Annotated in this window: 22 protein-coding genes and 1 tRNA gene; 8 read left to right on the top strand and 15 right to left on the bottom strand. The window is 71.2% G+C overall.

Annotated elements, in window-relative coordinates; genetic code table 11:
• Positions 1–16 precede the first annotated feature (16 nt).
• From ACIRBY_RS12630 to ACIRBY_RS12585, 10 genes are all read right to left on the bottom strand, one after another.
• Positions 17–2,266 (bottom strand): TOMM precursor leader peptide-binding protein, encoded by a 2,250-nt coding sequence (locus ACIRBY_RS12630; RefSeq protein ID WP_403899940.1) that lies wholly within the window; start codon positions 2,264–2,266, stop codon positions 17–19.
• Between the two features lie 356 nt (positions 2,267–2,622).
• On the bottom strand, positions 2,623–2,754 hold the full coding sequence (locus ACIRBY_RS12625) for a hypothetical protein (RefSeq protein WP_403899938.1): 132 nt from the start codon (positions 2,752–2,754) through the stop codon (positions 2,623–2,625).
• 198 nt (positions 2,755–2,952) lie between these two features.
• Entirely contained in the window at positions 2,953–3,084 is a 132-nt protein-coding gene (locus ACIRBY_RS12620) for a hypothetical protein (protein ID WP_403899938.1), read from the bottom strand.
• Positions 3,085–3,164: 80 nt separating this feature from the next.
• Positions 3,165–3,305 carry a hypothetical protein gene (locus ACIRBY_RS12615; RefSeq protein WP_403899936.1) on the bottom strand — a complete coding sequence of 47 codons (141 nt, stop codon included), beginning with the start codon at positions 3,303–3,305 and terminating at the stop codon, positions 3,165–3,167.
• A gap of 3 nt (positions 3,306–3,308) precedes the next feature.
• Positions 3,309–3,443, bottom strand: coding sequence for a hypothetical protein (locus ACIRBY_RS12610; protein ID WP_403899935.1), 135 nt, complete (start codon positions 3,441–3,443; stop codon positions 3,309–3,311).
• Complete coding sequence (locus ACIRBY_RS12605) at positions 3,443–3,574, bottom strand: thiocillin family RiPP (protein WP_403899933.1); 132 nt, start codon at positions 3,572–3,574, stop codon at positions 3,443–3,445. Before ACIRBY_RS12605 ends, ACIRBY_RS12610 begins: the two co-directional genes overlap by 1 nt.
• 57 nt (positions 3,575–3,631) lie before the next feature.
• Positions 3,632–3,778: a hypothetical protein gene (locus tag ACIRBY_RS12600; RefSeq protein ID WP_403899931.1), complete on the bottom strand. Its 147-nt coding sequence runs from the start codon at positions 3,776–3,778 to the stop codon at positions 3,632–3,634.
• Positions 3,779–3,820: 42 nt separating this feature from the next.
• Positions 3,821–3,964, bottom strand: coding sequence for a hypothetical protein (locus ACIRBY_RS12595; RefSeq protein ID WP_366449882.1), 144 nt, complete (start codon positions 3,962–3,964; stop codon positions 3,821–3,823).
• A gap of 237 nt (positions 3,965–4,201) precedes the next feature.
• Positions 4,202–4,393 carry a hypothetical protein gene (locus ACIRBY_RS12590; protein ID WP_403899929.1) on the bottom strand — a complete coding sequence of 64 codons (192 nt, stop codon included), beginning with the start codon at positions 4,391–4,393 and terminating at the stop codon, positions 4,202–4,204.
• Positions 4,394–4,528: 135 nt separating this feature from the next.
• Positions 4,529–4,891 (bottom strand): hypothetical protein, encoded by a 363-nt coding sequence (locus ACIRBY_RS12585; protein ID WP_403899927.1) that lies wholly within the window; start codon positions 4,889–4,891, stop codon positions 4,529–4,531.
• A 148-nt stretch (positions 4,892–5,039) separates the two neighbouring features.
• Between ACIRBY_RS12585 and ACIRBY_RS12580 the strand changes: the two genes are divergently transcribed.
• On the top strand, positions 5,040–6,011 hold the full coding sequence (locus tag ACIRBY_RS12580) for a LuxR C-terminal-related transcriptional regulator (RefSeq protein ID WP_403899925.1): 972 nt from the start codon (positions 5,040–5,042) through the stop codon (positions 6,009–6,011).
• 103 nt (positions 6,012–6,114) lie between these two features.
• On the opposite strand, the gene ACIRBY_RS12575 is transcribed toward ACIRBY_RS12580, so the two are convergent.
• Positions 6,115–7,053 (bottom strand): alpha/beta fold hydrolase, encoded by a 939-nt coding sequence (locus ACIRBY_RS12575; RefSeq protein WP_403899923.1) that lies wholly within the window; start codon positions 7,051–7,053, stop codon positions 6,115–6,117.
• A gap of 125 nt (positions 7,054–7,178) precedes the next feature.
• Between ACIRBY_RS12575 and ACIRBY_RS12570 the strand changes: the two genes are divergently transcribed.
• Entirely contained in the window at positions 7,179–7,799 is a 621-nt protein-coding gene (locus tag ACIRBY_RS12570; RefSeq protein ID WP_403899921.1) for a TetR/AcrR family transcriptional regulator, read from the top strand.
• A gap of 59 nt (positions 7,800–7,858) precedes the next feature.
• On the opposite strand, the gene ACIRBY_RS12565 is transcribed toward ACIRBY_RS12570, so the two are convergent.
• Positions 7,859–7,929 (bottom strand) — tRNA-Gly (locus tag ACIRBY_RS12565).
• 470 nt (positions 7,930–8,399) lie between these two features.
• Here ACIRBY_RS12565 and dcd point away from each other — a divergent pair.
• On the top strand, positions 8,400–8,987 hold the full coding sequence (gene dcd / locus ACIRBY_RS12560) for a dCTP deaminase (RefSeq protein ID WP_007265045.1): 588 nt from the start codon (positions 8,400–8,402) through the stop codon (positions 8,985–8,987).
• The gene (locus ACIRBY_RS12555) at positions 8,984–9,481 is read left to right on the top strand and encodes a phosphoribosyltransferase (RefSeq protein ID WP_344159849.1); all 498 of its coding nucleotides are present in this window, start codon (positions 8,984–8,986) and stop codon (positions 9,479–9,481) included. Before dcd ends, ACIRBY_RS12555 begins: the two co-directional genes overlap by 4 nt.
• A gap of 102 nt (positions 9,482–9,583) precedes the next feature.
• On the opposite strand, the gene ACIRBY_RS12550 is transcribed toward ACIRBY_RS12555, so the two are convergent.
• The 3 genes from ACIRBY_RS12550 to ACIRBY_RS12540 form a co-directional block, all read right to left on the bottom strand.
• On the bottom strand, positions 9,584–10,507 hold the full coding sequence (locus tag ACIRBY_RS12550) for a Yip1 family protein (protein ID WP_403899918.1): 924 nt from the start codon (positions 10,505–10,507) through the stop codon (positions 9,584–9,586).
• Positions 10,508–10,907: 400 nt separating this feature from the next.
• Positions 10,908–13,970, bottom strand: a complete 3,063-nt coding sequence (locus ACIRBY_RS12545) for a heterodisulfide reductase-related iron-sulfur binding cluster (RefSeq protein WP_403899916.1) — start codon at positions 13,968–13,970, stop codon at positions 10,908–10,910.
• A 110-nt stretch (positions 13,971–14,080) separates the two neighbouring features.
• Entirely contained in the window at positions 14,081–14,689 is a 609-nt protein-coding gene (locus ACIRBY_RS12540; protein WP_403899914.1) for a sugar transferase, read from the bottom strand.
• A gap of 274 nt (positions 14,690–14,963) precedes the next feature.
• Between ACIRBY_RS12540 and dnaK the strand changes: the two genes are divergently transcribed.
• The 4 genes from dnaK to ACIRBY_RS12520 are packed head-to-tail and all read left to right on the top strand — an operon-like array spanning position 14,964 to position 19,148.
• On the top strand, positions 14,964–16,808 hold the full coding sequence (gene dnaK, locus ACIRBY_RS12535; protein WP_366449854.1) for a molecular chaperone DnaK: 1,845 nt from the start codon (positions 14,964–14,966) through the stop codon (positions 16,806–16,808).
• On the top strand, positions 16,808–17,467 hold the full coding sequence (gene grpE, locus ACIRBY_RS12530; RefSeq protein ID WP_403899912.1) for a nucleotide exchange factor GrpE: 660 nt from the start codon (positions 16,808–16,810) through the stop codon (positions 17,465–17,467). The genes dnaK and grpE overlap by 1 nt, the downstream gene beginning before the upstream one ends.
• A gap of 39 nt (positions 17,468–17,506) precedes the next feature.
• The gene (dnaJ, locus tag ACIRBY_RS12525) at positions 17,507–18,682 is read left to right on the top strand and encodes a molecular chaperone DnaJ (RefSeq protein ID WP_403899910.1); all 1,176 of its coding nucleotides are present in this window, start codon (positions 17,507–17,509) and stop codon (positions 18,680–18,682) included.
• A 1-nt stretch (position 18,683) separates the two neighbouring features.
• A complete protein-coding gene (locus ACIRBY_RS12520; RefSeq protein ID WP_403899908.1) occupies positions 18,684–19,148 on the top strand; it encodes a heat shock protein transcriptional repressor HspR in 465 nt (154 codons plus the stop codon).
• Positions 19,149–19,221 lie beyond the last annotated feature (73 nt).

Here is a 19,221-nt window from a genome sequence, read left to right as displayed (position 1 = left end):
GCTGCCTCCGGACGGGCTACAGGAACATGCCGATGGGGTTGAGGTCTTCTTCGGGGGTGGGGGCGTCGAGCCAGCCGAGGCGGACGGGGGCGTCGAACAGCCGGCCCGGGGCGTAGCGGGGCCAGAAGTGCCGCAGACCGGGCACGATCACCTTGACGACGGGCAGGCCGACGTCCGGGCGGGTCTGGTTCAGGAGGAGCATCTCCAGGCCCTGGGCCTCCACGGTGCGGCGGGCCCGCTCCAGGTCGTCCAGCAGGTCGTCGCCCTGCTCGTAGGGGTGGTCCGCGTAGGTGTGGACGCGGCCGGGCAGCGGGAGCAGGTAGGGCTGGTTCTCGATGGTGGCGGTGCTCCACCAGCGCTTCTGGTCGGGGTCGTCGAAGGCGTACTCGCCGGACCCGTCGCTCTTCATCGGCAGGACGGCGCCGATGAACTGGTTCATCTCCGTCAGCGCCCGGGAGACCGCGATCTTCATGTCGAAGTGGGCGCCGAACGCGATGAGGATGTCCTCGACGGGCTTGTCGGTGCGCCGGGAGACCGCGGCGGCGACCGGGATGCCCAGGTCGGAGGTGAGGTCGAGGACCCAGGTCTCCCGGTCGAGGTCCCGGTAGGCCTGCTTCCAGCGGCCGAAGTACGGTTCGCCGAAGCTGTCGAGGTCCAGTTCGGGCCGCTGGACGCGGTTGTACCACCACAGGGCGACGCTGTCGCGTTCGACGAGCTCCATGAACCCCTGGACGGCGGCGTCCTCCAGGCTGGACCCGGCGGCGTTCCCGTTGGAGTCCGCGGCGACGTACGCCGGACCGGGACCGCCCTTGTAGTGGTAGTAGAGCTGGCCGGTCGGCAGGTACTTGTGCCGTTTCTCGGTCAGGGACCAGACGGGGGTCCACTCGATCCGGGCGTCCTCGTCGAACGGGTCGGTGACGCGGTGGAAGTGGGAGTCGCGGGCGTTCCAGTCGGCGCGCTCGCGCTGCTGGCGCTCGCTGTAGAGCTGGGTGCTGTCCGGGTGGACGGCCCGGTCGCCCAGTTCGCGGTAGGAGGCGGTGATCCGGGCCTCGTCGCCCTGGAACACGCCCGAGTACCGCTCGATGGACTCGGCGACCGCGCTGGCCCTGGCCTGGAGGTCGCTCATGCCCTTGCCGGCGCTCTGGCTGCGCAGCCCGGCCCGCAGGGCGCCCAGGCCGCCGGAGCCGACCGCGAAGTTGGTCCCGGCGAGGTAGCAGTGCAGGAGGTCGGTGCCGGTGTCGTGCTTGACGAGCTGCGAGATGACGCCGGTGACCGGGCTGATCAGGTGGTCGTACGCGGACAGCAGCGCGGCCGGGTCCTTGGTGCGGTGCCCGCCGTCGTAGACCGCGGCGGCCTTGCGCCGGCTCTGCGGGACGACCGGCTCGTGCGCCTGGCGGGCCTGGATGCCCGGGTCGCCGCAGGCGGGGCACTGGGGGCGGCGGGACAGCTTGTGCCGCCGGCCCTCCATGGTGAGGGTGTGCAGGCCGAACACCTCGGCCAGGGCCTCGCCGCGCAGGCCCGCGAACCACTTCGCGGCCTGTACGGCGGCCAGGTGCGCGGCGGCGGCGACGGTGCCCGGAAGGCCGGCGAGGGCGGTCACGGGGGCGCGGTCGGCGGCGGCGCTCCTCTGGACGAAGGAGGTGACCAGCTGGTTGCCGCTCAGCCTGTGGGCCAGGCAGTCCCAGCAGCCGGTGTCGCCCGGCTGGAACAGCGGACCGACCCACACCTCGGTCCCGACCGGGCGGACCAGGAGCCAGGGGCGGCCGGCCGCGAGGGCCTTCTTGTTGACGTCGGCGAGGTCGGGGTGGAGGTAGTCGTCGGTGAGGACGACGGTCAGCTCCGGTTCGCCGGACTCGGGGGCGAGGCCCATGGCCTCGGCGGCGGTGGCGAACCAGGCGGGGTCCGTGCCGCCCAGGGCGACGATCTCCACCGCACCCCCGGCGACCTGGTGCCGGGCCTCGTCGGCGTCCACGCCGGCCAGCTCCCAGAACCCGCCGGTCCGCGGGTCGGTGCCGGCCTCGGCCTCGACGACCAGGCCCGACGCGACGAGCTTGTCGATGTTGCGGGTGACCCGGTCCTCGCCGAAGGAGGGCGCGAGGGCCTCGACGACGGCTTCTCGGGTGTGCTGTCCGTCCAGGAGCGGGGCGAGCTGCTCGGCGAGAGCGCCCCGCAGGACGGACTGGCGCTGTTCGGAGAGCAGGAACACCCCTTCTCCGGCAACGACTTGGGCGGTTGCTGACCTCTTGAACCGCAGGGTGCGGGACATGCGTCGACTCCTCGGGAAGGGGGACGGGAAGGCGCGCCGGGGCGGCGCTGTGGGTTCCGGGACCTCCCGGGGAGGGGGTTCCGGGCAGGGGAGGGGGACGGCCGGGCCGTACGTGGTGAGGTGTGCGGCCCGGCCGTTCCAGGGCCTCGGGTCGCCGCCCCCGGTCATGGGGCCGCTCAGCGGCCCTGCGGGGTGTCGGGCGATCGGTCGGCGGGCACGACGTGCGCCGTCCGACGGGCGGTTGGGCGCCCTACCCGATGGCATGGGGCCCGGTGATCACGCGGACGGCGGTGCCGGGTCCGCGGACTTCCCCGCAGGAGTGCGGGGGTACTGCGTGGTGCGGTGTGCGGGGTGGTTCAGCTGACGGGGCAGGTGAAGCAGCCCGCGGTGCCGAGGGTGTAGGCGGCGTCGGCCCCCTTGAGGTCCTCGACCTCAACCTCGGTGTTCTCGTCGGCCCGGACGTCGGTGGGGTCGGTCTTGTCGCTCATGATGCTCCTTCGTGTGTGGGTGCGGATGGTGCGGATGGTCGTGCGCGGTGGTTCAGGACGAGTAACAGCCCAGCGAAAGCCAGGTGGGGAATGCTGCGCCCTGTTCGAGCTCTTCGACGTCGACCTCCTCCGCCTCCACGGCGGTGGGGTCGGGGGTGGTGTCGCTCATGGAAGGTCCTCCGTCGGGTGCGGGGTGGTTCAGCTGACGGGGCAGGTGAAGCAGCCCGCGGTGCCGAGGGTGTAGGCGGCGTCGGCCCCCTTGAGGTCCTCGACCTCGACCTCGGTGTTCTCGTCGGCCCGGACGTCGGTGGGGTCGGTCTTGTCGCTCATGGCGCTCCTTCGTGTGGTGGGTGCCGTGCGGTGCGGTCCGGGGCCGGTGGGGCCGTCGGACGCGCCGGGTGGCGGACTGCTCAGGCGGCCCAGCAGGGCAGACCGGAGCCGACCGTGTAGCCGGCGGCGGCCGTGGAGCCGCCGTCGAGCTCCTCGATCTCGATCTCGATTCCGGTGCCCTCGGCGTGCAGGGTGACCGGGTCGGGTGCGAAGTGGTTCATCGCTCAGCTCTCGAAGCAGAATCGGGTGCCGATGGTCCCGGCACAGGCGGCGCCGCAGGACTCGGCCAGGTCTTCGACCTCGACCTCGATCCCCGGCTCGGGGCGGTCGACGGTGTCGGCGTTCAGACGGCCGTCCATCAGCTGTTCAGCGAGCTGATGGTGCCGATGGTGCTCGCGCAGCCGAGCGCGGCGGACGCTTCCAGGTCCTCGACCTCGACCTCGGGCTCGTCGGCCCGGACGGTCAGCTTGTCGGCGGTCTTGTCGCTCATGGTGGTGCCTTCCTTCGTGGGGAGCGGGTGGGGGGAGCGGGCGCGGACGCGCGGTGCTCAGGCCTCGGTGTTGGAGAAGCTGCCGGAGCAGCCGATGGTGAAGACGGTGGCGGTGGCCGCCTGGCTGCTGGCCTTGAGGTCCTCGACCTGGACGTCGGAGTCGCGGTCCTCGGCGCCGTTGGAGACGGTCTCGGGAGTGGTCATCGTTCTCTCCTTCTGGTGTGTGGAACGTGGGGTGGCGAGGTGTCAGGAAGCGTTGGTGCTGGAGCAGCCGAAGGTGCCGAAGGTGCTCACGGCGGTGGTGCCCTGCTCGCCGTTCAGCTCCTCGATGGCGAGGTCCTGGGCCAGGTCCACGGGGTTCTGCTCGGCGTTCTCGATGTTCTCGGACATGTCCGTCTCCTGTCGGTTGCGGGCCTGGTCCGGGTCAGACCAGGACCCATTCGGATTCGTCGGGACCCGCCGGCCATTGACCGGAACCCAGGGGAAGGTCCTCGGAGAGCGGGTCGGAATCATCGTGAAAACGCGGGGCCGACCATGCCTCAATACTGTTCACGTCCGGATTCCTTTCCACAGATTCGGTGCGGACGGCGGGCGGTGCGGTGCGGGACCGGGGCCGGTCCCGCCGGCTCAGTGACCCCAGGTCACGTCGTCGCTCAGGATGGGGTCCTCGAGCCGGGTCGAAGGGCCCGAAGAGTCCGTGATGGTCGTACCCGCCACGATGACCGGCAGGGTGTCGGCGCTGGCCTGGCCGGCGGTGAGCGTCGCCGCCACCACCGTGGACAGCGTCGCGACGGCCATGAGGAAACGGGTGCGAGTCACGAGTGGTACCTCTTCTTCTCGAAATCTTTGAAAACTTGGGGCAACGTGCGCGGCCGATTTCCCGTCCGCGCTTCTTCGACTCGGTGCCGGTGGGTTTGTCGCCCCCCGGCTGATGTCCCCAACTCTGTCCGCCGGTCAGAACGGATGGAAGAGGTTTCCCGTGGACGGATTTCCCGCTGGCATAAGTTGTCCACGGACCGCGGCGCCGTCGTAGTACGGCGCCGCGGTCTCCGCCTTCCAGCGCAGGAGCGTGAGGCCCCGCAGCTTCGCCGAGGTCGCGAGGGCCCGGCGGCACAGCAGGCCGGCCATCACCTCGGCCTGGTCCGGCCGTTCGGCGGTCAGGAACATCCCCAGTACGGGGCCGCCGGGGGCGTCGGCGTGCACGGTGACGTGCTCCAGGCCCTCGCCCGGGCGCGCGGCCGAGCGGATGAGGTCCCCGAGTTCCGGGGGAACCAACCGGTATGCGGGCAGGCCGAGTTTGAGGTGGATTAGGTACATGGATCAGATCGTGTGCCTGCGCTATATTGCCTCGCCAGGGGATAGCCGGGGCGTTTTATGCATTTGCATGAAACGGCCACGACCAGGGCGTGACAACACAGCGGGCGGCAAGGTAGGCCTCCGCGCACTCGGGGAGAACGTGCAACTGATGCTGCAGACATTGGGCCTGGATCCCATAGCCGAGCAGGTCTACCGGGGGATGCTGACCCGCCCCCAGGACGGCGTGGCGGAGCTGGCGCGGAGCCTCGGACTGCAGGAGTCGGACCTCCGCGGGGCCCTGGACCGGCTCAGCGCCATGGCGCTCATCCGCTCCGCCGACCACGCGCCGAGCGGCTTCGCCCCGCTGGGGGCGGAAGCGGCCATGAACCTGCTGCTGGCACGCCAGCAGGAACGTCTCGCCCTGTCGCAGGCCGCGGCGGCCCAGCTGATCGCCGACTGCGCCTCCTCCCAGCCGCAGTCCCCCAGCGAGAGCGAGTCCCTGTCAGGGATCGAGGCGATCCGCAACCGGCTGGCACAGCTCAGCGACGAAGTCACCAGCGAGGTCCTGACGTTCGCCCCGGGCGGCGCCCATCCGGAGGCCGATCTGCGGGCCAGCCGCGGCCCGAACGAGGAGATGCTCGACCGGGGCGTGCGGATGCGCACCATCTACCTGGACAGCGTGCGCAACGACGCGGCGACCCAGGAGCACGTCGACTGGCTGAGCCGCCGCGGCGGCCTGGTCAGGACGGCCGCGTCGCTCCCGGTCCGCATGATCATCATGGACCGGCGGCTCGCCGTGCTCCCCGTGAACACCGCCGACGCCCATGTCGGCGCGATCGTCCTGCACGGCACCGGGACCGTCACCGCGCTGTGCGCGCTGTTCGAGTCGGTGTGGGCCTCCGCCGTCCCCCTGGGGGCCGTCCCGGTGCGGGACGCCGCCGGGCGCACCCGGCAGGAGAAGGAGGTCGTCCAGCTGCTGGCGGAGGGGCTGACCGACGAGTCCATCGCCAAGCGGCTGGGCGTCTCCCCCCGGACCGCCCGGCGCATCGCCGCCGAGCTGATGGAGCGCCTGGACGGCCGCAGCCGCTTCGAGGCCGGCGTCCACGCCGTCCAGGACGGCTGGCTCCCGGCCACCCGCTGACCCGGACCGCCACCCGGCACGACGACGCGGGCCCGGTCGATGACCTGGGCCCGCGTTCACGAGGGCGCCGCCGGCACCCGCTCCTCTCCCTCCTGCCGCGGCCCTATGCGCGGACCGCGGCCGGGTCGAGGGTGTCGACGTCCTCCATGAAGGACAGCATCCGGGCGTTGACCACGTCGGGGTGGTCGATCTGCGGGCCGTGCCCCGTCGCGGTGATGATCTCGGCGCGGGCCCCGGGGACGAGGCGCGGCACCCGCTCCAGCTGCCGCCGGGGGTGCACGAGCAGGCTGTGCTTGCCCATGACCAGGTAGAGCGGGGTCCGGATGGACCGCAGCTCGTCCTCGGCCAGCGGCAGCGGCGCGGGGCGGCGGACCCGGTACGCGCGGGCGCCGAGCTGGATCCACGTGCGCATCTCGGGGACGGCGATCACCGGCTGGTCCAGCCACTTGGCGAGCCGGGGGCGCAGTGCCTTCGGGGCGAAGGTGGCGAACAGGCTGATGAAGACCCAGGCGAAGAAGCGCAGGCCGACCCTCTCCAGGCCTCCGGGGTCGAGGGCGGTGACCGAGGCGAGCCGTCCGGGCCGCCGGTGGGCCTGGTTGAGCACGAGCCAGCCGCCGTAGGAGGAGCCGACGAGGTGGACCCGGTCCAGGCCGAGCGCGTCGAGGGCCTCGTCCATCCACTGGGCGGCCCGCTCCGGCTGCCACATCGGCTCGCGGTGGACGCTGCGGTTCGCGTCGCCGGGGGTGTCGAGGGCGTAGACGGGGCGGTCGAGGCTGAGCCCGGGGGTGTTGGGGTACCACATCGCCGAGCTGTACCCGGCGCCGTGGATCAGGACGATCGGGGTCCGGGACTCGGCGGCGGGGTCCGCGGGGCCGTACCGGTAGACGTGGGTGGTGCCGAAGCTCGTCTCGACGTCCGTCTCGGAGCGGGCGGGTGCCCCCATCGCGTAGAGCACGTCGGCGGCGGCGAAGTAGCGGTCCCGCAGGGCGTCGTTGACGTAGCGGCCGACGTCGCGGCGCGGTCGGGTCGTGTTCTGGGGCACGGGGCACCTCCGGGGAGATCGCTTCTTCGTGATACGACCGTACCATGATGTTGGTACAGCGGTACCATGAACGGGTCCGGGGAAAACCGGACCACGATCTCGACCGACGAGCGGAGGCGCGGCGGATGCCCAGGCGCGTGGACCACGAGGAGCGGCGGACCCAGATCGCCGAGGCGCTCATCCGGGTCGCGGGGCGGCGCGGGCTGCACGCCGTGGGCATGCGCGACGTGGCCGCGGAGGCCGGCGTATCGCTCCGGCTCGTGCAGTACTACTTCGAGACCAAGGAGAAGCTGCTCTTCTACGGACTCCAGCACCTGACCGACCGCTTCACCGCGCGGGTGGGCGCCCGCCTGGCCGCCGCCGGCCCCGACCCGGGTCCGCGCGCCACGGTGGAGGCGCTGCTGTCGGCCTCGCTGCCGACCGACGGGGAGAGCCGTACGTTCCACCTGCTCTACAGCTCCTACGCGATCCTGTCCGTCACCGACGAGGCCCTGGCCGCCCAGCCGTTCATCGACAACCCCGACGCCGCGGAGAACGCCGTGGCCGCACTCCTGGAGCAGGCGCAGGAGGCCGGCCGGGCCGACCCGCACGCCGACGCGCGCACGGAGGCGATCAGCCTGCTCGCGATGGCGGCGACCCTGGGCACCAGCATCCTCGTGGGCCAGCGCAGCCCGGAGTCGGCGATCGCGGTGCTCCACCACCACCTGGACCGCATCTTCACGCCGTCCCGTCCGTCCGGGACCTAGGGGGCGAGGGATCGGGGAACGACGAAGGCCCAGGTCGCTGACCTGGGCCTTCGTTCAAGAGCGGATGACGGGAATCGAACCCGCGCTATAAGCTTGGGAAGCTCATGTTCTACCATTAAACTACATCCGCAGAGTGGTCCAGTTGCCTGGATCCCTACCGTTGCACACTGTACCCCATGATCGACCCCCGGTGAATCCGCCCGCGGGGCGGCCGTCTTCCGGACGGGGCACCAGGCGTCACGGGTGCGGGAGTTGGGGCGTACCTTTGGGGTGCGGAGCGGCGGCTGGAGTGGGTCCCGATCATCCCCTAATGTGGCGATTCATCGCAGTACGGCTCGTTGGGGAAAGGGACTCGATGGAGCGCACAGTCGTCCGTTGTGCCGAAGGGCACGTTTTCAGCACCGCCTCCTTCCCGCTGCAGCACCTCGGTGCCGGCCGGATCGGACCGGGGCGGCTGCTGCGGTGTCCGCGGTGCGCGCGGCTGAGGCACGCGGTGCCCGTGGGCGGCGTCAAGCGGTAGGGCCGTCACACCCGGCTCCGGAGGCGCGCGGGTCCGCTCTCGATTGGGGGCGGCCCGCGCGCTCTGCGTATCCTCGGGACGTGCTTCTCTCCGACAAAGACATCCGGGCCGAGATCGACAGCGGACGGGTTCGCATTGACCCCTTCGACGAGTCGATGGTGCAGCCCTCCAGCATCGACGTGCGCCTCGACCGGTTCTTCCGGGTCTTCGAGAACCACCGTTACGCACACATCGACCCCGCGATCGAGCAGCCCGACCTGACCCGCATGGTCGAGCCGGAGGGGGACGAGGCCTTCATCCTGCATCCGGGTGAGTTCGTCCTCGCCTCGACGTACGAGGTCATCTCCCTCCCCGAGGACATCGCCTCCAGACTGGAGGGGAAGTCCAGCCTGGGCCGCCTGGGCCTGGTGACGCATTCGACGGCCGGGTTCATCGACCCCGGGTTCTCGGGCCACGTGACCCTGGAGCTGTCGAACCTCGCCACCCTGCCGATCAAGCTCTGGCCGGGCATGAAGATCGGGCAGCTGTGCATGTTCCGCCTCAGCTCGCCCGCGGAGTTCCCGTACGGCAGCGAGCGGTACGGGTCCAGGTACCAGGGGCAGCGCGGGCCGACCGCCTCGCGCTCCTTCCAGAACTTCCACCGCACCCAGGTGAGGCACGAGGCATGAGCGACGTACGCGAGACCCTGACCTACGAGGCGTTCGGCAGCGCCGTCCGAGAGCTGGCGCAGACCATCGCCGCCGACGGCTACGAGCCGGACATCATCCTCAGCATCGCCCGGGGCGGGGTGTTCGTCGCCGGCGGTCTGGCCTACGCGCTGGACTGCAAGAACATCCACCTCGTGAACGTGGAGTTCTACACCGGTGTGGGCACCACCCTGGAGATGCCGGTCATGCTGGCGCCCGTGCCCGAGGCGATCGACTTCACCGACAAGAAGGTCCTCATCGCCGATGACGTGGCCGACACCGGGAAGACGCTCAAGCTCGTCCACGACTTCTGCCTCGGCCACGTCGCCGAGGTGCGCTCGGCCGTGATCTACGAGAAGTCGCACTCGCTGGTGAAGTGCGAGTACGTGTGGAAGAAGACCGACGACTGGATCGAGTTCCCGTGGTCCACGGAGCCGCCGGTGGTCAAGCGCGAGGGCCAGATCCTCGACGCCTGACGTCGTAGGACGCCTCGTAGGGCATACGGGAAGGGGCCCGCCGCGCACCGTGCGCGGCGGGCCCCTTCCCGTGTTCGGGAGGCCGGCTGTCCGGCCGTGCGGTCAGAGCATGCCCAGCTTGATCATCGACAGCAGGGCGACCAGCTGGATCGCGGACGCGCCCAGCGCCTTCTGCCAGGGCAGGTCGTGCGACTTGCTGACCATCGAGGTGAACAGCGCGGCGGCCGCGAGCCAGGTCGCCCATCCCAGGACCTGCACGACCATGTTGTCGCCGCTGAGGAAGACCGCCACCAGCAGGCGCGGGGCGTCCGTGATCGACATGACCAGCATCGACAGGCCCACGGTCGGCTGCCATGCCCCGTCGCCGCCCAGCTGGCGGGCCAGGGTGTGGGTGACCGCGCCCAGGATGAGGCCGCAGACGACGAAGGCCGCGCCGGTGCTCAGGACGATCGGGATCGCCTGGGTGAGGGTCGCCTTGATCGCGTCCTCGCGGGCCTTGTCGAACCCGAAGACGGCGAGCAGGCCGTAGATGAAGGTCACGGTGAGCGCCGGACCCCAGACGGCGTAGTCGCGCATCTGGAGGAACGTCGGGCCGGGCCTCAGCACGATGCCGCGCAGCAGGTCCTTCCAGTGCAGGCGCGGCCCGGCCGGGGCGGCGGCGGCCGCTCCGGCGTGGTAGGTCGCGGCCTGGCCGTACGGGTCCTCGCCGAGGGAGAAGGCCTGGGTGTGGCCCGGGTTGTCCGCGTACGCGGGCTCGTGCGGGGGCGCGTGGTGCGGCTGCTGGTGGTGGCCGCCGCCGTACGGGTCGAAGTACTCGGGCTCCCCGTGGCCGCCGCCGCCCGGCTGGGGCCAGTGCTGCTGCGGCGGCGGGCCGCCGGCGGGCGGGTACGGCTGATGGCCGTACGGCGCCTGCGCCTGCGCCTGGGGCGCCTGCTGCTGGCCGTACGGCTGCTGCCGCGGGGCGTGCGGGGGTTGTTGCGGGGGGCGGTTGTCGTCCCGGCCCCGTCCGATCCTGAATCCAGCCACGTGATCGAAAGTACCTGCTCCGGCGGGCGGTCGTGGCCGGGCCGGTGGAAACGGGGCCTTTGCGGCTGAGCTGTGACATCCCCTAGGGGGCGTGGGGGTGGGGGGTTCGTGGGGGTGCGTGGCTTTTTGTGGCTGTTGGCCACCTTGTCGGCGGAATGTTGGCGGGTGGGGGTGGGCGCGGCGGATGCGGCGGGCCCGGGCCGGGCCATGCGGTCCTCCGGGTGCCTCTGCCGCTGCCGCTGCCGCTGCGCGGAGCCGTCTCCCCGCCCCGCCCTTTCTCCGTTTCCACCTCAGGCGCCGGTGGGGCTGTGGGAAGCCCCGCCGTGCCCGGCCCGGCATGCGGGAACGGCCGGTCCCCCTCCACGGGGACCGGCCGTTCCTGTCGATCGTGCCGCCGGCGCTACTTGGCGCCCTCGGTCTTCACCTCGGACTCCGCCTCGGCGGGCGCCACCTGCGCGTCACCCTCGGCCTCGGCGTCGGCCTCCGGCTTAGCCTCGGCGTCGGCGTCGGCCTTGGCGTCGGCCTCCGGCTTAGCCTGGGCGTCAGCCTCGGTCTTGCCGTCGGCGTCCGCCTGGGCGTCGGCCTCCGGCTTCGCCTGGGCGTCGGCCTCGGTCTTGGCGTCGGCCTCCGGCTTCGCCTTGGCGTCGGCGTCGGTCTCGGCTTCCGCCTTCGCTTCGGCCTTCGGCTCGGTGTCGGTCTTGGCTTCCGGAGCGGCTTCCGCCTTCGGCTCGCTGTCGGCCTTGGCCGCCGCTTCTGCGTCCGCCTCGGCTTCCGGCTTCGCCTCGGTGTCGGCCTCGGCCTCGGTCTTCGGTTCGGCCGGCGTCTCGGCTTCGGCCTTCGCCTCGGCGGCTTCCGCCTTCTCCTCCGCTGCGGGAGCGGCCTCGGCGTCCGCGTCGGCCTTCGCCTCGGTGTCGCCCGCGTCCGCCTCCGGCTCGGCCTCCGCCTTGGCCTTGGCTTCCGCCTCGGCCTTGGCCTCGGTGTCGGCCGCAGCGGCCTCCGCCTCCGCGTTCACCTCGGCTTCAGCCTCCGCCTTGGCCTTCGCCTCCGCGTCGGCCTTGGCCTTGGCTTCCGCGTCGGCCTTCGCCTTCGCATCCGCCTTGGCCTTGGCTTCCGCGTCGGCCTTCGCCTTCGCGTCCGCCTTGGCCTTGGCTTCCGCCTCGGCCTTCGCCTTCGCTTCGGCGGCGGCCTTCGCCTCGGCCTCCGCGGCGGCTTCGGCTTCGGCGGCGGCCTGGGCCAGTTCCTCCTCCGTCGGCTCCGGGGCCTTCACCGACTCCAGCAGGAGCTGCGCCACGTCCACGACCTGGACGGATTCCTTCGCCTGGCCGTCGTTCTTCTTGCCGTTGACCGAGTCCGTCAGCATGACCAGGCAGAACGGGCACGCCGTCGAGACGATGTCCGGGTTGAGGGACAGGGCCTCGTCCACGCGCTCGTTGTTGATGCGCTTGCCGATGCGCTCTTCCATCCACATCCGCGCGCCACCGGCGCCACAGCAGAAGCCCCGCTCCTTGTGGCGGTGCATCTCCTGCTGGCGCAGGCCCGGGACGGCCGACATGATCTCGCGCGGCGGCGTGTAGACCTTGTTGTGGCGGCCCAGGTAGCAGGGGTCGTGGTACGTGATCAGGCCCTCGACCGGGGTGACCGGGGTGAGGCGGCCCTCGTCGATCAGGTGCTGGAGCAGCTGCGTGTGGTGGATGACCTCGTACTCGCCGCCCAGCTGCGGGTACTCGTTCGCGATGGTGTTGAAGCAGTGCGGGCAGGTCGAGACGATCCGCTTCGCCGACTTCGGCTTCTTCGTCGACGGGTCCTCGTCGTCCTCGCCGAACGCCATGTTCAGCATCGCGACGTTCTCCTGGCCCAGCTGCTGGAACAGCGGCTCGTTGCCCAGGCGGCGCGGCGAGTCACCGGTGCACTTCTCCTCGCCGCCCATGATCGCGAACTTGACGCCCGCGATGTTCAGCAGCTCGGCGAAGGCCTTCGTGGTCTTCTTCGCCCGGTCCTCCAGCGCGCCGGCGCAGCCGACCCAGTACAGGTAGTCGAACTCCGAGAGGTCCTCCGCGTCCTTCCCGATGATCGGGACCTCGAAGTCGACCTCCTTCGTCCACTCCACCCGCTGCTTCTTGGCCAGGCCCCAGGGGTTGCCCTTCTTCTCCAGGTTCTTGAGCATCGTGCCCGCCTCCGACGGGAACGCGCTCTCGATCATCACCTGGTAGCGGCGCATGTCGACGATGTGGTCGATGTGCTCGATGTCGACCGGGCACTGCTCCACGCACGCACCGCAGGTGGTGCAGGACCACAGCACGTCCGGGTCGATGACGCCGTTCTCCTCGGCGGTGCCGATGAGCGGGCGCTCCGCCTCCGCGAGGGCCGCGGCGGGGACGCCGGCGAGCTGCTCGGCCGAGGCCTTCTCCTCGCCCTCCATCGTCTTGCCGCCGCCCGCGAGCAGGTACGGGGCCTTGGCGTGCGCGTGGTCGCGCAGCGACATGATGAGGAGCTTGGGGGACAGCGGCTTGCCGGTGTTCCAGGCGGGGCACTGCGACTGGCAGCGGCCGCACTCGGTGCAGGTGGAGAAGTCGAGGATGCCCTTCCAGGAGAACTGCTCGACCTGGGAGACGCCGAAGACGTCGTCCTCGCCCGGGTCCTCGAAGTCGATCTCCTTGCCGCCGCTCGTCATCGGCTGGAGGGCGCCGAGCGCCGTCGCGCCGTCGGCGTTCCGCTTGAACCAGATGTTCGGGAAGCCGAGGAAGCGGTGCCAGGCGACACCCATGTTGGTGTTGAGCGAGACCGTGATCATCCAGATGAACGAGACGCTGATCTTCACCATCGCGGTGAAGTAGATCGCGTTCTGGATGCCGCTGGGCGAGAGCTCCTGGAAGGCCATGACCAGCGGGTACGAGGCGAAGTACGCCGGCTCGTAGGTGTCCACGCCGTGGATCGCGCCCTCGAGGCCGCGCAGGCACAGGATGGCGACGCCGATGGTGAGGATGACCCACTCGACGAAGTACGCCTGCCAGGCCTTCGAGCCCGCGAAGCGCGACTTTCGACCGGCGCGCGAGGGAAGGTTGAGCAGGCGGATCACCATCAGGACGGCGATGCCGACGACCGTCATCACGCCGATGAACTCGGTGTAGAGCTCGAAGGGCAGCCAGTCGCCGACGATCGGCAGCAGCCAGTCGGCCTGGAAGAGCTGGCCGAAGGCCTGCACCAGGGTCGGCGGCAGCGTCAGGAAGCCGATCGCGACGAACCAGTGCGCGAAGCCGACGATGCCCCAGCGGTTCATCCGGGAGTGCCCGAGGAACTCCCTGACCAGGGTGATCGTTCGTTCCTTCGGGCGGTCCGTACGACTGCCCGCGGGTACGGGTTGGCCGAGTTTCACGAACCGGTAGATCTGCGCCACGGCTCGGGCGAGCAGCGCGACGCCGACCACGGTCAGGACCAGCGACACGATGATCGCGGCGAGTTGCATGGGAGGGCTCCTCGGGCGGGACTTACTAAGCGGTAACTTATTGAGTCAAGGCTTGAGGTTACCCATTTCCCGCGCCGCACTGTAGGTGAGTGAGCGGTGATCTGTGTCGCTCAGGCCCGCCTCTGTCGGAAGGCGGCCCGAGGGGTCTTCGCGAGGATCGCGAGGTCCATCCCCAGCCAATGGCTCTCCACATAGTGCCGGTCCAGCAGGGCCATCTCCTCCCAGGGGAGGTCGGAACGTGCGCTGACCTGCCACAATCCGGTCATTCCGGGACGTACGAGCAGGCGTTCGGGGTGCTCGGCGCCCGCCCCGGGGCGCGGCCCGACCAGCGACATCTCGCCACGCAGCACGTTCAGCAGCTGCGGCAGTCCGTCCAGGGCGCACCGCCGCACCCACGCCCCCGGCCGCCCCGCGCCCCCGGTCCGCAGCCGCCAGGTGCGGAAGGGCCGCCCGGCCAGGCCGAGGGCGGGCTCCCGTACGAGGACGCCCGCGCGCCGGGCCCCGTACAGCACGGCGGCCGCCAGCAGGACCGGGCCGGCGCACACCGCCAGCAGGGCCGCCGCGCCGATCAGGTCGCAGACGCGCTTCGCGGGGGGTCCGGCCGGCCACCGGAGCGGGGCGCGGGCCGGCATCCGGAGCCGGATCCGCAGGGGCCGGATCCGCGGGAGCCGGATCCGCGGGGGCCGCGGCCGGGCGGGGAGGGGCGGCATCAGGGGCATGCCCGCACGCTGCCGGACCCCGGCCCGCCCCCCGGTGCGCCGCGCGGCCGCACGGCGCGCCGGGAACCCGTTCGGGTGCCGGGCGGGAGGCCGGGGCCCGGGTGCCGCGTCCCCCGCCGCGGGCCCCGCAGGGGCGGATCGCGGGCGATCCGGGCGGACCGTGAGTGTAGGGGTGACCTAAAGGTTGAGCCCCCTCGGCTCAGCTCTGTTGACGCGGGCGCGGCCGCCGTGCATCCTTGAGTCTGTTCCACTCAAGTCAGCTGGAGGAATCGAAATGGCACGTGCGGTCGGCATCGACCTGGGCACCACTAACTCCGTCGTCAGCGTTCTCGAAGGCGGCGAGCCCACCGTCATCACCAACGCCGAGGGTGCCAGGACCACGCCGTCCGTCGTCGCCTTCGCCAAGAACGGCGAGGTCCTCGTCGGCGAGGTGGCCAAGCGCCAGGCGGTCACGAACGTGGACCGGACCATCCGCTCCGTCAAGCGCCACATGGGCACTGACTGGAAGATCAACCTGGATGGCAAGGACTTCAACCCGCAGCAGATGAGCGCCTTCATCCTGCAGAAGCTGAAGCGCGACGCCGAGGCGTACCTGGGCGAGAAGGTCACGGACGCGGTCATCACCGTCCCGGCCTACTTCAACGACTCCGAGCGCCAGGCGACGAAGGAGGCCGGCGAGATCGCGGGCCTCAACGTCCTGCGCATCGTCAACGAGCCGACGGCCGCCGCCCTGGCCTACGGCCTCGACAAGGACGACCAGACCATCCTCGTCTTCGACCTCGGCGGCGGCACCTTCGACGTGTCCCTCCTGGAGATCGGTGACGGCGTCGTCGAGGTCAAGGCCACCAACGGTGACAACCACCTCGGTGGCGACGACTGGGACCAGCGCGTCGTCGACTACCTGGTGAAGCAGTTCGCCAACGGCCACGGCGTCGACCTCTCCAAGGACAAGATGGCGCTCCAGCGCCTGCGCGAGGCCGCCGAGAAGGCGAAGATCGAGCTGTCCTCCTCCACGGAGACCACGATCAACCTGCCGTACATCACGGCCTCCGCCGAGGGCCCGCTGCACCTGGACGAGAAGCTCACGCGCTCGCAGTTCCAGCAGCTGACCGCGGACCTGCTCGACCGCTGCAAGACCCCGTTCCACAACGTCATCAAGGACGCGGGCATCAACCTGTCCGAGATCGACCACGTGGTCCTGGTCGGCGGCTCCACCCGCATGCCGGCCGTCGCCGAGCTCGTCAAGGAGCTCACCGGCGGTCAGGACGCCAACAAGGGCGTCAACCCGGACGAGGTCGTCGCCATCGGCGCCACCCTCCAGGCCGGTGTGCTCAAGGGTGAGGTCAAGGACGTCCTGCTCCTCGACGTGACCCCGCTGTCCCTCGGCATCGAGACCAAGGGCGGCATCATGACCAAGCTCATCGAGCGCAACACGACCATCCCGACCAAGCGGTCGGAGATCTTCACGACGGCCGAGGACAACCAGCCGTCCGTGCAGATCCAGGTCTACCAGGGCGAGCGCGAGATCGCGGCGTACAACAAGAAGCTCGGCATGTTCGAGCTGACGGGCCTGCCGCCGGCCCCGCGCGGCGTCCCGCAGATCGAGGTCTCCTTCGACATCGACGCGAACGGCATCATGCACGTGACCGCGAAGGACCTCGGCACGGGCAAGGAGCAGAAGATGACCGTCACCGGCGGCTCTTCGCTCGGCAAGGACGAGGTCGACCGCATGCGCCAGGAGGCGGAGCAGTACGCGGAGGAGGACCACCGCCGCCGCGAGGCCGCCGAGTCCCGCAACCAGGGCGAGCAGCTCGTCTACCAGACGGAGAAGTTCCTCGCGGACAACGCGGAGAAGGTCCCGGCCGAGGTCAAGACCGAGGTCGAGACGGCCGTCACCGAGCTGAAGGACAAGCTCAAGGGCGAGGACACCGCCGAGATCCGCACGGCCACGGAGAAGCTCGCCGCGGTCAGCCAGAAGCTGGGCCAGGCCATCTACGCCGACGCGCAGGCCGCCCAGGCCGCCGGCGGCGCCGGTGACGCGGGCCAGGCCAAGGCCGACGACGACGTCGTCGACGCCGAGATCGTCGACGAGGACAAGCCGAAGGGCGGCCAGGCCTGATGTCGGAGGAGACCCCGGGCTTCGACGAGAAGCCCGAAGTCCCCAACGGCTCGGCCGCTGACGACGCCGGGGCGAAGGCCGCCGACTCCTCCGAGAAGGAGGAGGCGGCCCCCGCCGGGGACGCTCAGGACGTTGCTCTCCTGGCGCAGCTGGACCAGGCCCGCACCGCGCTCGGCGAGCGCACCGCGGACCTCCAGCGGCTCCAGGCGGAGTACCAGAACTACCGCCGCCGCGTGGAGCGGGACCGGGTCGCCGTCAAGGAGATCGCGGTCGCGAACCTGCTGTCGGAGCTCCTGCCGACCCTGGACGACATCGGCCGGGCCCGGGAGCACGGCGAGGTGGTCGGCGGCTTCAAGTCGGTGGCCGAGGGTCTGGAGACGGCCGCGGCCAAGATGGGGCTGCAGCAGTTCGGCAAGGAGGGCGAGCCCTTCGACCCGACGATCCACGAGGCCCTGATGCACTCGTACGCGCCGGACGTCACCGAGACGACCTGCGTGGCGATCCTGCAGCCGGGGTACCGGATCGGCGAGCGCACGATCCGCCCCGCGCGGGTCGCGGTGGCCGAGCCCCAGCCGGGCGCGGCACCCGCCGCGAAGTCCGAGTCCGCCGACGGCGACACGCCGTCCGACAAGGACACGGATGCCCCCGACAAGGGCTGACGCACACCATGTAGGTAGCCGAGAGGAGGGTCACCGGGGATGAGCACGAAGGACTTCGTCGAGAAGGACTACTACAAGGTCCTCGGTGTCCCGAAGGACGCCACCGAGGCCGAGATCAAGAAGGCGTACCGGAAGCTCGCCCGCGAGTTCCACCCGGACGCCAACAAGGGCGACGCCTCGGCCGAGGAGCGCTTCAAGGAGATCTCCGAGGCGAACGACGTCCTCGGCGACGCCAAGAAGCGCAAGGAGTACGACGAGGCCCGCGCCCTGTTCGGCAACGGGGGCTTCCGCCCCGGTCCGGGCGGGGGCGGCTCGTTCAACTTCGACCTGGGCGACCTCTTCGGGGGTACCCAGGGCGCCGGCCAGGGCGGCTTCGGCGGCGGCCTGGGCGACGTCTTCGGCGGCCTGTTCAACCGCGGCGCCGGCGCCGGTGCGGGCACCCGCACCCAGCCGCGCCGCGGGCAGGACATCGAGTCCGAGGTCACGCTCTCCTTCACGGAGGCCGTGGACGGGGCGACGGTCCCGCTGCGGATGTCCTCGCAGGCTCCCTGCAAGGCCTGCTCGGGCACCGGCGACCAGAACGGCACGCCCCGGGTGTGCCCGACCTGCGTCGGCACCGGACAGGTGTCCCGGGGCAGCGGCGGCGGCTTCTCGCTGACCGACCCCTGCGCGGACTGCAAGGGCCGCGGCCTGATCGCGGAGAACCCCTGCGAGGTCTGCAAGGGCAGCGGGCGCGCCAAGTCCTCCCGGACCATGCAGGTCCGGATTCCGGCGGGCGTCTCCGACGGCCAGCGGATCCGGCTGCGCGGCAAGGGCGCCCCGGGCGAGCGCGGCGGCCCGGCCGGCGACCTCTACGTCGTCGTGCACGTCGGCACCCACCCGGTGTTCGGCCGCAAGGGCGACAACCTCACCGTGACCGTGCCCGTCACGATCGCCGAGGCGGCCCTGGGCGCCGACATCAAGGTCCCCACCCTGGGCGGCCCCCCGGTGACCCTGAAGCTCCCCCCGGGCACCCCCACGGGCCGTACGATGCGGGCCCGCGGCAAGGGCGCGGTCCGCAAGGACGGCACCCGCGGCGACCTGCTCGTCACGGTGGAGGTCGCGGTACCGGCGGAACTGTCCGACAAGGCCCGCGAGGCCCTGGAGATGTACCGGGACGCCACCGGGTCCGACGATCCGCGCGCCCTGCTGTTCGAGTCCGCGAAGGGAGCTTGACATGGAAGGCCGCCGACGACAGTCCCGCTTCGGTGACGGGGCGTACCAGCTGACCGACGAGACCCCGGTCTACGTGATCTCGGTGGCCGCCCAGCTCTCGGGACTGCATCCGCAGACCCTCCGCCAGTACGACCGCCTCGGCCTGGTCTCCCCGGACCGCACGGCCGGGCGCGGCCGGCGCTACTCGGCCCGGGACATCGAGCTGCTCCGCACGGTGCAGCAGCTGTCCCAGGACGAGGGCATCAACCTGGCGGGCATCAAGCGGATCATCGAACTGGAGAACCAGGTGGCCGCGCTCCAGCAGCGCGTCGCCGAGCTCTCCACGGCGGTGGACGGAGCGGCCGCCGCCCTCCGGGCCCGCGAGGCCGCGGTGCACGCCTCGTACCGGCGCGACCTGGTCCCGTACCAGCCGCCGCAGCCGGGCAGCGCCCTGGTCGTCTGGCGCCCCAAGCGCCCGATGGACTGACGCCCGGGCCCGCAGCGCGTACGAAGGCCCCGTCCGGCCCCTCCAGGGGGCGGGACGGGGCCTTCGGCATATT

Source organism: Streptomyces sp. NPDC096136, assembly GCF_044763325.1.
In the GTDB taxonomy this organism is placed as follows: domain Bacteria; phylum Actinomycetota; class Actinomycetes; order Streptomycetales; family Streptomycetaceae; genus Streptomyces.
This window is presented reverse-complemented; position numbering and strand designations above follow the sequence as displayed.

Coding starts and splice junctions, on each gene's coding strand:
- ACIRBY_RS12630 (WP_403899940.1), bottom strand. CDS start 2,266: ATGTCCCGCACCCTGCGGTTCAAGAGGTCAGCAACCGCCCAAGTCGTT.
- ACIRBY_RS12625 (WP_403899938.1), bottom strand. CDS start 2,754: ATGAGCGACAAGACCGACCCCACCGACGTCCGGGCCGACGAGAACACC.
- ACIRBY_RS12620 (WP_403899938.1), bottom strand. CDS start 3,084: ATGAGCGACAAGACCGACCCCACCGACGTCCGGGCCGACGAGAACACC.
- ACIRBY_RS12615 (WP_403899936.1), bottom strand. CDS start 3,305: ATGAACCACTTCGCACCCGACCCGGTCACCCTGCACGCCGAGGGCACC.
- ACIRBY_RS12610 (WP_403899935.1), bottom strand. CDS start 3,443: ATGGACGGCCGTCTGAACGCCGACACCGTCGACCGCCCCGAGCCGGGG.
- ACIRBY_RS12605 (WP_403899933.1), bottom strand. CDS start 3,574: ATGAGCGACAAGACCGCCGACAAGCTGACCGTCCGGGCCGACGAGCCC.
- ACIRBY_RS12600 (WP_403899931.1), bottom strand. CDS start 3,778: ATGACCACTCCCGAGACCGTCTCCAACGGCGCCGAGGACCGCGACTCC.
- ACIRBY_RS12595 (WP_366449882.1), bottom strand. CDS start 3,964: ATGTCCGAGAACATCGAGAACGCCGAGCAGAACCCCGTGGACCTGGCC.
- ACIRBY_RS12585 (WP_403899927.1), bottom strand. CDS start 4,891: ATGTACCTAATCCACCTCAAACTCGGCCTGCCCGCATACCGGTTGGTT.
- ACIRBY_RS12580 (WP_403899925.1), top strand. CDS start 5,040: ATGCTGCAGACATTGGGCCTGGATCCCATAGCCGAGCAGGTCTACCGG.
- ACIRBY_RS12570 (WP_403899921.1), top strand. CDS start 7,179: ATGCCCAGGCGCGTGGACCACGAGGAGCGGCGGACCCAGATCGCCGAG.
- ACIRBY_RS12555 (WP_344159849.1), top strand. CDS start 8,984: ATGAGCGACGTACGCGAGACCCTGACCTACGAGGCGTTCGGCAGCGCC.
- ACIRBY_RS12545 (WP_403899916.1), bottom strand. CDS start 13,970: ATGCAACTCGCCGCGATCATCGTGTCGCTGGTCCTGACCGTGGTCGGC.
- ACIRBY_RS12540 (WP_403899914.1), bottom strand. CDS start 14,689: ATGCCCCTGATGCCGCCCCTCCCCGCCCGGCCGCGGCCCCCGCGGATC.
- dnaK (WP_366449854.1), top strand. CDS start 14,964: ATGGCACGTGCGGTCGGCATCGACCTGGGCACCACTAACTCCGTCGTC.
- grpE (WP_403899912.1), top strand. CDS start 16,808: ATGTCGGAGGAGACCCCGGGCTTCGACGAGAAGCCCGAAGTCCCCAAC.
- dnaJ (WP_403899910.1), top strand. CDS start 17,507: ATGAGCACGAAGGACTTCGTCGAGAAGGACTACTACAAGGTCCTCGGT.
- ACIRBY_RS12520 (WP_403899908.1), top strand. CDS start 18,684: ATGGAAGGCCGCCGACGACAGTCCCGCTTCGGTGACGGGGCGTACCAG.